Annotated in this window: 14 protein-coding genes; 12 read left to right on the top strand and 2 right to left on the bottom strand. The window is 42.8% G+C overall.

Annotated elements, in window-relative coordinates:
• Nucleotides 1-677 precede the first annotated feature (677 nt).
• Nucleotides 678-935 (bottom strand): hypothetical protein, encoded by a 258-nt coding sequence (locus tag Q1J64_RS11515; RefSeq protein ID WP_301109211.1) that lies wholly within the window; start codon nucleotides 933-935, stop codon nucleotides 678-680.
• 307 nt (nucleotides 936-1,242) lie between these two features.
• Between Q1J64_RS11515 and Q1J64_RS11520 the strand changes: the two genes are divergently transcribed.
• The 10 genes from Q1J64_RS11520 (at nucleotide 1,243) to rsmI (ending at nucleotide 8,398) form a co-directional block, all read left to right on the top strand.
• Nucleotides 1,243-2,667 (top strand): aminotransferase class I/II-fold pyridoxal phosphate-dependent enzyme, encoded by a 1,425-nt coding sequence (locus Q1J64_RS11520; RefSeq protein ID WP_301109212.1) that lies wholly within the window; start codon nucleotides 1,243-1,245, stop codon nucleotides 2,665-2,667.
• A gap of 15 nt (nucleotides 2,668-2,682) precedes the next feature.
• On the top strand, nucleotides 2,683-3,324 hold the full coding sequence (gene tmk / locus Q1J64_RS11525) for a dTMP kinase (RefSeq protein WP_301109213.1): 642 nt from the start codon (nucleotides 2,683-2,685) through the stop codon (nucleotides 3,322-3,324).
• A gap of 88 nt (nucleotides 3,325-3,412) precedes the next feature.
• The gene (darA, locus tag Q1J64_RS11530; protein ID WP_153723284.1) at nucleotides 3,413-3,742 is read left to right on the top strand and encodes a cyclic di-AMP receptor DarA; all 330 of its coding nucleotides are present in this window, start codon (nucleotides 3,413-3,415) and stop codon (nucleotides 3,740-3,742) included.
• A 17-nt stretch (nucleotides 3,743-3,759) separates the two neighbouring features.
• The gene (locus tag Q1J64_RS11535; protein ID WP_301109214.1) at nucleotides 3,760-4,197 is read left to right on the top strand and encodes a YaaR family protein; all 438 of its coding nucleotides are present in this window, start codon (nucleotides 3,760-3,762) and stop codon (nucleotides 4,195-4,197) included.
• 73 nt (nucleotides 4,198-4,270) lie between these two features.
• Nucleotides 4,271-5,281 (top strand): DNA polymerase III subunit delta', encoded by a 1,011-nt coding sequence (holB, locus tag Q1J64_RS11540; protein WP_301109215.1) that lies wholly within the window; start codon nucleotides 4,271-4,273, stop codon nucleotides 5,279-5,281.
• Nucleotides 5,274-6,101 (top strand): PSP1 domain-containing protein, encoded by an 828-nt coding sequence (locus Q1J64_RS11545; RefSeq protein WP_301109216.1) that lies wholly within the window; start codon nucleotides 5,274-5,276, stop codon nucleotides 6,099-6,101. Before holB ends, Q1J64_RS11545 begins: the two co-directional genes overlap by 8 nt.
• 13 nt (nucleotides 6,102-6,114) lie before the next feature.
• A complete protein-coding gene (yabA, locus tag Q1J64_RS11550) occupies nucleotides 6,115-6,474 on the top strand; it encodes a DNA replication initiation control protein YabA (RefSeq protein WP_153723280.1) in 360 nt (119 codons plus the stop codon).
• Between the two features lie 58 nt (nucleotides 6,475-6,532).
• Nucleotides 6,533-7,273 carry a tRNA1(Val) (adenine(37)-N6)-methyltransferase gene (locus tag Q1J64_RS11555; protein WP_301109217.1) on the top strand — a complete coding sequence of 247 codons (741 nt, stop codon included), beginning with the start codon at nucleotides 6,533-6,535 and terminating at the stop codon, nucleotides 7,271-7,273.
• Nucleotides 7,260-7,523 (top strand): GIY-YIG nuclease family protein, encoded by a 264-nt coding sequence (locus tag Q1J64_RS11560; RefSeq protein WP_301109218.1) that lies wholly within the window; start codon nucleotides 7,260-7,262, stop codon nucleotides 7,521-7,523. The genes Q1J64_RS11555 and Q1J64_RS11560 overlap by 14 nt, the downstream gene beginning before the upstream one ends.
• A complete protein-coding gene (gene rsmI / locus Q1J64_RS11565) occupies nucleotides 7,523-8,398 on the top strand; it encodes a 16S rRNA (cytidine(1402)-2'-O)-methyltransferase (RefSeq protein WP_301109262.1) in 876 nt (291 codons plus the stop codon). Before Q1J64_RS11560 ends, rsmI begins: the two co-directional genes overlap by 1 nt.
• 56 nt (nucleotides 8,399-8,454) lie before the next feature.
• Here rsmI and abrB read toward each other — a convergent pair whose 3' ends face one another.
• Entirely contained in the window at nucleotides 8,455-8,730 is a 276-nt protein-coding gene (gene abrB / locus Q1J64_RS11570; protein WP_301109219.1) for a transition state genes transcriptional regulator AbrB, read from the bottom strand.
• A gap of 302 nt (nucleotides 8,731-9,032) precedes the next feature.
• Here abrB and metG point away from each other — a divergent pair, with 302 nt between their 5' ends.
• Nucleotides 9,033-10,982, top strand: a complete 1,950-nt coding sequence (metG, locus tag Q1J64_RS11575; RefSeq protein WP_301109220.1) for a methionine--tRNA ligase — start codon at nucleotides 9,033-9,035, stop codon at nucleotides 10,980-10,982.
• A 393-nt stretch (nucleotides 10,983-11,375) separates the two neighbouring features.
• Nucleotides 11,376-12,143 carry a TatD family hydrolase gene (locus tag Q1J64_RS11580; RefSeq protein WP_301109221.1) on the top strand — a complete coding sequence of 256 codons (768 nt, stop codon included), beginning with the start codon at nucleotides 11,376-11,378 and terminating at the stop codon, nucleotides 12,141-12,143.
• The last annotated feature ends 127 nt before the right edge of the window (nucleotides 12,144-12,270 follow it).

Consider the following 12,270-nt stretch of genomic DNA (forward strand, 5'->3'; position numbering starts at 1 on the left):
ACAGAGAACTAAATAGCGAGAAGGGCGAGGAGTAGTGGAGTGCAAGGAAGCGAGCCGCTGTGACTCGAAGCGTATGATATACGCGAGACTCGCAAGTGGAGAAGCTGACGCAGTCAATCCGCTGCTCCTTGCTCTTCGCAGCACCGAACACGGAAGGTAAGCTCGCGCGCCAATGGTAGTCGGGGGCTTCCCCCTGTGAGAGTAGGACGTTGCTGGGCAAGCGAAGCCATTCCTTATGGGGAGTGGCTTTTTTGTGTTTTGATAAACAAAAGGATATTCCTCAATGGCGCGAAACATTTTGGTTCGTCCTTCAAAATGGTTGGTGCTTTAAAGATATGTCAGTGGAGTGCAAGGAAAGCCAACCAGATGTATTTATGGATCCCTTTTCTACCCCGCTGGGACCCCGCTATAGATATTGGCTTTCTCATGTTTTTGGGTTTGGTTAAGTAGGTAGAGGTAATGGTGTGGTATGTGTATTAACTTTGTTTATAGGTGAAATGGTTCGTTTAGGGGAGAAAATTTAGCTGGATGACAGCTGTGTCAAACTATTTCCTATTGAACGCGTTCTCCATAAAAATGTTACACCGCTCATAAGCCATCTAGGTAGATTGGCATTTTGTATTTAGAGAAAGCAATTGAATAAGGCATTTTAATAGAAGACACACTGTATTAGGAGGTCAAATAACTCTTGAAAGTTCATTTAATTGCACGCAGTAATATAGATCTTCTTCCGATTCGTAACGTACTGTAATCGAATGCCCACCGTCTGCTTTAAATTGAAGATTATGTGTATCTAGTTCTCCTGTTTGAATAGAGAATTGATGACTATCTCTTTGGGTGGGCAAAATTGAGTAATGAACAATATCATGAATAAGGGACGACAGCTCGTCGTATGAAGTGAAAATATAGTATTCATTCACCATATAAGCAGGCACACAATCAACTCCTTTGTATTAGATTATTTTTAAGCAAGAAATATCCAGTAATTGAAAAATAGTCTTAACATTTAGTATATACCGGGTTGTAAAAAATGGATATTGAGGAATGTTAATGTTTTGGATATATGTGTAAATACTATTAGTGCATATTGAAATATATAAACCTTTAGTCTCAAATCCAATTAATCCGTATGTAAAGAAAGTTAAGCTTTCTTGTGCACACAGATGTGGTAAAAAGTCAGTGAACTGTCTCCATGGACTATAGTTTTGCTATACTAAGTAGAGGAAAAGGAGTGCGCAGCAGATGATGTATGAAGATCGACCGTTAGTACAGGCGTTAGAGAACTTTCAGAAACAACGGCCTACGTCTTTCCATGTTCCTGGTCATAAGCATGGGGCTTTGTCTGGTTTACCGGAAGTATTACAAGATGCTTTGTCTTATGATGTAACAGAGTTGACAGGTCTTGATGATTTGCATGAACCGACAGAGGCGATTCTGAAGGCGGAGGAGAAGCTCTCCAAACTTTATGGTAGCATTCGCAGCTTTTTTCTAGTCAACGGCTCGACAGTCGGCAATTTGGCAATGCTATATGCGACCGCCGATAAAGATGACATAGTCTTGGTGCAGAGAAACGCGCATAAATCGGTATTCCATGCCATAGAGTTGATAGGAGCGCAGGCGGTTTTCCTGACGCCTGAGTGGGATGAACAAACGCAGACAGCTGGCGGGGTATCCGTTGCAACCGTAAAGGCAGCGTTCAGGGAGTATACAGATATAAAGGCAGCAATTTTCACAAGTCCCACCTATTACGGCATGGTAAATATGGAATTGAAAGAAATAATAAGCGTCTGTCATGCGTACGATGTGCCTGTTTTAGTGGATGAAGCACATGGAGCACATTTTGTGGTCAATAAATCATTTCCGGATCATGCGTTAGATTTAGGAGCAGACATTGTGGTGCAGTCAGCGCACAAGACATTACCTGCTATGACGATGGCCTCCTTTTTACATATTCGCTCGAAGTTGGTACAACCAGAACAAGTTGCGCATTTTTTACACATGCTACAGTCGAGTAGTCCATCATATTTGCTAATGGCTTCATTAGATGATGCCAGGTATTATGCGGATACTTATAAAGAGGCAGACTATGCATATTTTCAAATATATCGGTTGCAGTTGCTGAGAGGGCTACGCAGTATACCTACTATAGAAGTGATGGAAGTGGATGACGCATTGAAGTTAATAGTGCGTGTAGAAGGTTATACGGGATTCGAGCTACAGGAGGCATTGGAGCAACAGGGTATTTATCCGGAACTGGCGGATCTTTATCAAGTTCTATTGGTGCTACCTTTAGTGAAAGTAGGTCATGTGGCATTATCAGTCGACCTGGAGTCTAAATTCAAATGTGCAGTAGATACGCTGCGGATGTCAAAGGCATCAGCACGACGGCAGATACTTCATTTGCCAGCAATGCCTGTGTCGGCTGTTGCTTATAAAACTGCCCAACTCCGCGAAATGAAATCGGAATGGGTTGCAATAGTAGATGCAAAGAATCGGGTTGCCGCCGAGTCTGTTGTACCGTATCCTCCTGGTATCCCTTTGTTGTGCGCGGGTGAAAGAGCGTTGGAGGAACATGTGAGACAATTGCAGAATTTACTGGATGCGGGATCTCGCTTTCAAGGCGCACTAGACCATCAGACAAAACAAATTAAAGTGGTCATTGAATAGATAGGGGATGCTTTTGTGAAAGGTTTATTTATCAGTTTTGAAGGACCTGAAGGAGCTGGGAAGACGACTGTGCTGTATCAAATCGCAGAGCGTTTGAAGGCAAAAGGGCATGCGGTTACGGTTACGCGTGAACCAGGCGGAATTCCAATTGCTGAAAAAATACGCGAAGTGATTTTAGATGCCGATCATCAGGAAATGGATGGGAAGACAGAAGCGTTATTGTATGCAGCTGCACGGCGGCAGCATCTAGTCGAAAAAGTTTTGCCTGCTCTTGAGGGCGGTGAAATAGTTCTGTGTGACCGCTTCCTAGATAGCTCATTGGCATATCAAGGCTTTGCTCGAGGACTTGGAATGGATGAAGTACTGGCCATTAACTTATTCGCGATAGAAGATCATATGCCAGATTGTACTATTTTCTTTGACGTACCACCGGAAGTCGGATTGGAACGGATTTGGAAGGATCAGGAACGCGAACGGAATCGCCTGGATCTGGAAAAGTTGGAGTTTCATCAGAAGGTCTACGAAGGGTATCAAGAAGTAATCCGGCAGGACGGGGATCGAGTTCGTACAGTCAATGCAAATCAGCCTCAGGCGCAAGTAGTCGAAAATGTTTGGGAAATTGTTAGTTCAGAAGTCATCTTACACAAAGATTCATGATATAATAAAGAGGAACCTTATTTTTAATAATAGGCACGTTCCAATTAAAGCCTTGCATAGATAAGAAATCGGAAAAGGGGAGAGTACATTGAAACTGATAGTAGCAGTGGTACAGGACCAGGATAGTAACCGATTATCTTCCGCGTTAACTAAAAGTGATTTTCGGAATACGAAGTTGGCCAGTACAGGGGGATTTCTCCGCGCGGGCAACACTACATTCCTGATGGGTGTAGAAGATGAACTGGTATCAAAAGCATTGGATTTAATTCGGGTTAACTGCCGTTCACGCGATCAGATGGTTGCACCTGTTTCACCAATGGGTGGAAATGCGGATTCATATATTCCGTATCCTATTGAAGTAGAAGTGGGCGGAGCGACTGTATTTGTCCTGCCAATTGAACAATTCCACCATTTTTGATATTGAGGTGAGCTCTGATGAAAGTCAATGGTGACTATCGTACAGGGATGGAAAAATTACCGGACCCGCTTCGACCACACCCGCCTAATGCACGTTTCGGGCAAATGGTTGAAAAGCAGGAATCACGTCTCCAGGGTGAACAGATTACCCGGTTATTTGGAGATATTTCGAGCGCGGGAGACAGATTGGCCAGATCGCGGAATCTGCGTGACATGGCGAAGTATAAAATGCTGATCAAGCGCTTTTTGAAAGAAGCAGTAGACTCCGGTATTGAGCTGAAGCAATCTCATACATGGAATCAATTCGGTGAAGGTCGCCGGTTGAAAATTGTACAGACGATTGACGAAAAGTTGATTGCGCTGACAGAAGCTTTATTAGATGAAGAATCATCATCCATTGATTTGTTGGCAAAAATAGGTGAAATTAAAGGCCTTCTGATCAACTTATATACGTGATCCCGTGCTGCCCTAATCGAGTAGCACGGGGTTTTTTACAACGGCATGGAAGAGTTAGCAAGGAGGGGATTGCATGTCGGAAGCAATATTGAATCGTGCACTGCAGTCTCAGCAGCAGGTGATCCAGCGTTTACAGGCTATTCATAAACGTAAAAGGATCGGTCATGCTTATATATTTGATGGACCGACTGGAGCAGGTAAGGAAGAAATTGCACGACATTTCACCAAACTCCTGCTTTGCATGGATCCAAAAGAAAATGTTCCATGTGAAACATGTCATTCGTGTAAACGAATTGATTCAGGGAACCACCCAAATATACTGACGATCCGGCCAGACGGTCAAGATATAAAAAAAGAACAGATTGAAAATGTCATTCAGATTATGGCGAAGAAGGGCTTTGAAGAGGGGCGCAAAGTCTATGTTATCGCAAACGCAGAGCGCATGAATGGCTTTGCAGCTAATACGCTGCTGAAGTTTCTGGAAGAACCTGAGGGAGAAGTGACTGCCATTTTATTGACGGACTCCTATACTTCTCTGCTTCCGACGATTCAGTCACGCTGCCAAAGGATATCATTGCAACCGATGAACCGGGAAGAAATTATGGAAAAGCTCACGGAAAGAGGAGTAACTGCATCAATGGCAGCTACGGTTACACTGATGACTGCGGATATAGAAGCGGCTTATGAATTGGCGCAGGAAGAATCCTTTGTACAGAAACGGAGATTAGTGTTAAAATTAGTAGAGGCAATCGAGCAGCGTTCGCCAAGTGAGGCATTGCTGTTCATTCAGACAGATTGGCTGCCTTTAATGAAGGAAAAGAACGATTGTGAACAAGGAATAGATTTGCTTCTCTTCGCCTACCGTGATATTGTTGCGGTGAAAGCGGGACTGCATGAAACTATTGCTTATCCCGATCAGCTGGAAACCTTCACTAGACACTCTGTCAAAAATGCGTATAGCAGTTTAACTGTGAAAATAGATGCCATCTTGCAGGCAAAAAAACGATTGCATCAAAACATGAATCGTACGCTTTTACTGGAACAATTGGTGCTTACTATGCAGGAGGGGTTATTGTTTGTATAAAGTCGTAGGCGTCCGTTTTAAAAAAGCGGGTAAATTATATTATTTCGATCCATTAGATATGCCAATTGAAATTGGCAACTATGTCATTGTGGAAACCGCAAGAGGCGTAGAGTACGGTAAAGTGGCCAGTCGAAGTAATGAAATAGATGATGAAGATGTCGTCTTGCCATTGAAAAAGATCATTCGTCTTGCAGATGAGAGTGATCGCGAGCGTGTGAAAGAAAATCAGGCAGAAGCAGAGCAGGCTTTTGATGTCTGCACTGATAAAATTATAGAACATCGATTAGACATGCGCCTGGTTGATGTAGAGTATACGTTTGACCGCAATAAAATTGTATTTTATTTTACTGCTGAAGGACGTGTCGATTTCAGAAACTTAGTTAAGGACCTCGCATCCATTTTCCGTACACGAATTGAGCTTCGGCAAATTGGAGTGCGTGACGAAGCGAAGATGCTCGGCGGTATAGGGCCTTGCGGTAGAATGCTGTGCTGTTCAACTTTCTTAGGCGACTTTGAACCAGTGTCCATTAAGATGGCTAAGGATCAGAACCTTTCGCTGAATCCATCGAAGATTTCAGGTCTGTGCGGACGTTTGATGTGCTGTCTGAAGTATGAAAATGATGCGTACGAAGAAGCAAAAGCACAGATGCCGGACGTCGGCACACAGGTTGCTACACCAGATGGCGTCGGAAAAGTAGTCGGTCTGAATTTATTGGAACGTGTATTGCAAGTGAATATGCCGGCATTTGAGAGAGTGCTCGAATATGCGTGGAGTGAGATTGAGGATTTACAGAAGGAAATGGCTCAATTGACGAAATGATGAGGTGGAACAGTTGAAAGAAGTGAATTTTCTTGATCGAGTGATGGAGTTTGAGCAGCAGTTAGATTCCATGCAAAAACAATTCAGGGAACTCATTGGATTTGTGGCAGAGATGACTGAAGAAAACCACTCGCTTCGTCTGGAAAATCATCATCTGCGAATGCGTCTGGATGAAATTGATAAGATTACACAAAATATAGAAGAGACCGCACGGGATGAACGTCCGAAGAAACTGGATGTCGGCGAAGGTGTAGATAATCTAGCTCGTCTGTACAATGAAGGGTTTCATGTGTGCAACGTACATTACGGCAGCAGCCGTAAGGGCGAAGATTGCTTGTTTTGTCTGTCATTTTTAAATAAACAGAATGGTTGAGAAGGTCAATTCCTAGTTTTAGGTATTGGCTTTTTCTTTTGAGTAAGGAGTATGCTGAATGAATTTACGGGATGATGAACGGCTGGATTATTTATTGGCGGAGGACTTACGTATTATCCAAAGTCCTTCAGTCTTTTCCTTTTCATTGGATGCGGTATTACTGGCCCGCTTTGCTTATATGCCGATCCGAGGAGGAAAAGTGGTAGATTTGTGTACTGGAAATGGTGCAATTCCATTATTTTTGAGTGCTCGTACGAAGGCTGATATTATTGGAGTTGAGCTGCAGGAGCGGCTGGCGGATATGGCAAAGCGGAGTGTAAAGCATAATCATTTGGAAAAACAGCTGACGATTATGCAGGATAATGTAATTGGCATAGCCAAAAAGATTGGCTATGATAAGTTCGATACGGTAACATGCAATCCACCGTACTTCGCAGCAAACGATGCGAGTGCGAGGAATAAAAGCGAGCATTATACGATTGCGCGGCATGAAGTGGAATTAACATTGGATCAGGCGGTCCAGTCCGCTAGTGAATTGCTGAAGCAAGGTGGAAAAGCTGCATTTGTACACCGGCCGGGCAGGTTGCTGGATATGATTACTTCAATGAGGAAATATCGTCTGGAGCCGAAGCGGATTCGGTTTGTTTATCCGAAGGAAGGCAAAGAGGCGAATACGCTGCTAATCGAAGCGATAAAAGACGGAAAACCGGACTTGAAAATTCTCCCTCCCTTATATGTCTATCAGGAAAACAACGAATACACAGAAGAAGTGAGGCTCTTGCTGTATGGCGACAAGTGAGCATTTCTTTTATGTGTTAGAATGCAAGGATGGTTCCTATTATGCAGGCTACACGAATGATTTAGAACGTCGCTTGCGTGTGCATAATGAAGGGAAGGGCGCGAAGTATACGAGAGGGCGTTTGCCCGTACGCTATTTATATAAGGAAGCTTTTGAAACAAAACGGGAAGCGATGCAGGCTGAGTACCAGTTTAAGACCTTAACCCGTCCGCAAAAAGAGCAGTATATTCGAAAGGAGCGTTCAGAATGATTACATCACAAAAAAGTGCTGAAGAAACAGAAGCAGGGAAATTATTTATTGTTGGCACACCGATTGGCAATTTGGAAGATATGACGTTCCGCGCCGTGCGTATTTTACAGGAAGCTGATTTCATTGCCGCAGAAGATACGCGTAATACGATCAAACTGTGTAATCATTTTGCTATCCAGACGCCGCTAATCAGTTATCATGAACATAATACGCGGGATGCAGGAGAAAAGATTATAGATTACCTTCAAAATGGGAAGGATATAGCCATCGTCAGTGATGCGGGTATGCCGTGCATCTCAGATCCTGGAGCTGATCTAGTGGAATTGGCGATCGAACACGGATTGGCAGTCGTTCCGGTTCCCGGTCCTAATGCAGCAGTGACAGCATTGGTTGCTTCAGGTATTACTCCGCAGCCATTTTTGTTTTGGGGGTTTCTGCCACGGCAGAAGAAAGAGCAGAAAGCGCAGCTCGCTAAACTACAGCGCTATGAAGAGACACTATTGTTTTATGAAGCACCTCACCGACTCAAGCAAACACTGCGTAATTTGGCAGAGCAGTTCGGTGATGAACGGAGAATTGTTATGGCACGTGAATTGACGAAACGTTTTGAAGAGTTATTGAGAGGAACGCTCGCAGAAGCAATAGATTGGGCGGATTCGAACGAAATCAGAGGCGAATTTTGTTTAGTGTTGGAAGGAAATCATGAGGCTCCAAAAGAGCAAATTGAAGAATGGTGGACAGGACTTTCGATCAAAGAACATGTGGAACGGATAATCGAACAGCGGGATGTGCGTTCGAAAGAAGCTATAAAGGAAGTGGCGGAAGCTCGCGGGCTTGGTAAGCGTGAGGTGTATCAAGCATACCACGTAGATTAATAAAATTTAAAAGAAAAAAGAACCCGGAACGGCAATACGCTCAGGATTCTTTTTTATTAATTGATCTTATTTTGAATCTCTTCAATCAATTGTTTTGCGCCTTCTGGGCTTAAAATTAACTTACCGTCAATTAGACGAAGGTTGTCGTCTGACACTTCTCCTGTAATAGAGCATGTCATATTAGGCATGTACTTCTTTAAGATAATTTTGTCGTCGTCCACGTATATCTCTAACGCGTCTTTTTGCTCGATACCAAGCGTGCGGCGTAATTCAATGGGGATAACCACACGGCCTAGCTCATCAACTTTTCTTACAATTCCAGTAGATTTCATGACAAGAATTCCTCCTACACTCTAGTTTTCTATTCGTCAAAATTCGACATGATTCTCTTGTCTATTAAACATCATACCAACTCTTCCAATAATCGTCAATCATCATAACTCGAAAAAACAATAATATTTTTTATTAAATTTTTGATAGGTATTAAATGGTATATATATCGTTTTTTAGCTGGTTTTTTAAAAATGACGGGAGAGAAGTGGATAGAATTTAGCTTAATCAGAGGAGAACATGGCACTTTTGTACAACATCCGATAAAATGAAGTTATACATTATTTAATTTGGAGGAATTTGTGTGGAGAATCAAAGTAAAACATTTTATATCACAACACCAATCTATTATCCTAGTGGGAAATTCCATATTGGAACTGCTTATACAACAATTGCATCCGATGCAATGGCGCGTTATAAACGGTTGCGCGGATATGACGTCCGCTTTTTGACGGGGATGGACGAGCATGGACAAAAAATCCAGGAAAAAGCTGAAGAAGAAGGGCTTACACCGATAAAATATGTAGATGCTATTGCAGATACTGCGAAGAATCTGTGGAAACTGATGGATATTTCGTATGATGATTTGATCCGGACAACAGAGGATCGCCATACAAAAGTAGTCGAAAATATTTTCCAGAAGTTTCTAGACAATGGTGACATTTATAAAGGGAAATATGAAGGCTGGAAATGTGTGCCTTGTGAATCGTATTTCACAGAATCTCAACTGGAAGATGGAAATTGCCCGGATTGTGGTCGTCCTGTTCAGCGGGTGGAGGAAGAATCTTATTTCTTTAACATGAAGAAATATGCGGATCGTCTATTGGCTTATTATGAGGAAAATCCAACATTTATTGAGCCGGAATCGCGAAAAAATGAAATGATCAATAACTTTATTAAGCCTGGACTGGAAGATTTGTCTGTATCCCGCATGTCATTCGACTGGGGAATTAAAGTGCCTGGAGATCCAAAACATGTCATCTACGTCTGGGTCGATGCACTAACAAATTATATTACGGCACTTGGCTATTTGTCAGATGATGATTCTCTTTTCAAAAAGTACTGGCCGGCTGATGTGCATGTAGTCGGTAAGGATATTGTTCGCTTCCACACGATTTATTGGCCAATCTTCTTGATGGCGCTTGATTTGCCGCTACCGAAGAAAGTATTCGCGCATGGCTTTATCATGATGAAAGACGGGAAAATGTCAAAATCCAAAGGGAACGTCGTGTATCCTGAAATGCTCGTCGAGCGCTACGGCTTGGATGCAACACGTTACTTCTTGTTGCGTGAGCTTCCATTTGGACAAGACGGTGTATTTTCTCCGGAAGCATTTGTCGAGCGAATCAATTATGACTTGGCGAATGACCTAGGAAACTTATTGAACCGTACGATTTCTATGATCAACAAATACTTTGACGGTAAAATTTTGACAGAAGATCTTGTTGCAACAGAATTTGATGAATCGTTACGCGCAATGATTCAGCAAACTGTGAATAAATATGAGAAATCGATGGAAAAAATGCAATTCAGTGTCGTTTTATCTGATGTCTGGGCATTAATTTCTCGTACGAATAAATATATTGATGAAACCTCCCCATGGGTCCTGGCGAAGTCGGAAGAAGACCGCATGAAACTTGCTTCTGTTATGTATCACTTGGCACTGTCTCTTCATCACACAGCCGTATTGCTGCAGCCGTTCATGACGAATGCACCGAAACAGACGGTCGAGCAATTGGGTCTGGCGGCAGATTCGCTTGGATGGGATACATTAGAAGAAGATTACAAGATCCCGGCAGGCACAACGGTTATCAATAAAGGTGTTCCGATCTTCCCTCGTCTCGATACGGAAGTAGAAGTGGAATACATTCGTCAGCAAATGGCCATCACTGCACCTGCCGAAGTTGAAGAAGAGGCCGTTGAGGAGACCAATGAAATCACATTCGACGATTTCATGAATGTAGAGCTCCGCGTGGCAACCGTCAAGGCTTGCGAAAAAATGCCAAAAGCCGACAAGTTACTGAAACTCCAACTCGACCTTGGCTATGAACAGCGCCAAGTCGTCTCAGGCATCGCCGAGCATTATGCTGCTGAAGATGTCGTCGGAATGAAAGTTATCGTGGTAGCAAACTTAAAGCCCGTAAAATTACGGGGCGAGCTTTCACAAGGAATGATTTTAGCCGGTCAAAAAGACGGCGTACTAAAACTTGCAACAGTAGATGCTTCATTGGAAAACGGAGCACAAGTGAAATAACTCCGAAATAAAAGGCGCCAAGCAAACAGCTTGGCGTCTTTTTTTCGGTCAGAAACATATATTGCTGATTTTAGGTATAGTACTAAATAAAATGCATATAGTGTTCGTTACTCAAATTGCTTTTGATTCAATAGCTGTTTAACCGTGGCCCCTCCCGAAAGCGTCCGTCTGAAACGCAGGGTAACGGTATCTAGACTGCCAATTAACGCTCTTTCATTCAAACCAAGAAAGTGCAAATAAATTCACACCGGGGATAAATTATGATTTACTAGTGCAATCTAGTAATACCAATTGCACACTATGCAGTTTGATTGTTACACAGTTGTAATATAAATGAGATGAAAGACATAATCATTGCTCGTAAAATAGAGAATACTGTTAGGAGAGATACAGATGTTTATCGATACACATGTCCACTTAAATGCTGATCAATACGAAGAGGATGTTGAAGAGGTCATCCAGCGCGCAATTGACGCAAAGGTAGAAAAAATGGTGGTCGTTGGATTTGATACGAAGACGATTAAAAAGGCGATGGAACTCGTAGAACAGTATTCGTTCATCTACGGCGTAATCGGCTGGCATCCTGTTGACGCAATCGACTGTACGGAAAGCGACTTACAATGGATTAAGGAACTGGCCGCGCACCCTAAAGTAGTGGGAATCGGAGAAATGGGCCTTGATTATCATTGGGACAAGTCACCGAAAGACGTTCAGCAAGAGCTGTTTCGCAAACAAATTCAACTAGCGAAAGAAGTAAACTTGCCGATTATCATTCACAATCGTGATGCAACTGCTGATGTCGTTCGTATCTTGCAAGAAGAAAATGCTAGCGAAGTGGGAGGCATTATGCATTGTTACGGAGGTAGCGTAGAGACGGCCAAACAATGCATCGACATGAATTTTCTCATATCTCTTGGCGGACCTGTAACTTTCAAGAATGCCAAAATGCCAAAAGAAGTAGCAAAAGAAATTCCTTTGGACAAATTATTAATTGAAACGGACGCGCCTTATTTAGCGCCTCATCCATACAGAGGGAAACGCAATGAACCCTCATACGTACCGCTTGTTGCAGAAGAAATTGCACGGCTGAAAGAACTCTCTGTTGAGGAAGTTGGAATGCAAACGACCAAAAATGCGATGAATCTTTTCGGTATACAGTGAATATAGTGGTCACTGGGTTTGCGTTTCTTGACAGACAAAAAAGTGCTGCCGTCTCCTGACTGGTTGTCAGTTTAAAAGGTTGACAGGCAAAATCAAACACTATATACTCAGCCGAGTAATAAAGGAG

Source organism: Sporosarcina sp., assembly GCF_029257255.1.
Classification (GTDB): domain Bacteria; phylum Bacillota; class Bacilli; order Bacillales_A; family Planococcaceae; genus Sporosarcina.

Excerpts from the sequence above, each read along its gene's own strand:
- Q1J64_RS11520 (WP_301109212.1), top strand. The coding sequence starts at position 1,243 with ATGATGTATGAAGATCGACCGTTAGTACAGGCGTTAGAGAACTTTCAG.
- Q1J64_RS11535 (WP_301109214.1), top strand. The coding sequence starts at position 3,760 with ATGAAAGTCAATGGTGACTATCGTACAGGGATGGAAAAATTACCGGAC.
- holB (WP_301109215.1), top strand. The coding sequence starts at position 4,271 with ATGTCGGAAGCAATATTGAATCGTGCACTGCAGTCTCAGCAGCAGGTG.
- Q1J64_RS11555 (WP_301109217.1), top strand. The coding sequence starts at position 6,533 with ATGAATTTACGGGATGATGAACGGCTGGATTATTTATTGGCGGAGGAC.
- Q1J64_RS11560 (WP_301109218.1), top strand. The coding sequence starts at position 7,260 with ATGGCGACAAGTGAGCATTTCTTTTATGTGTTAGAATGCAAGGATGGT.
- abrB (WP_301109219.1), bottom strand. The coding sequence starts at position 8,730 with ATGAAATCTACTGGAATTGTAAGAAAAGTTGATGAGCTAGGCCGTGTG.
- Q1J64_RS11580 (WP_301109221.1), top strand. The coding sequence starts at position 11,376 with ATGTTTATCGATACACATGTCCACTTAAATGCTGATCAATACGAAGAG.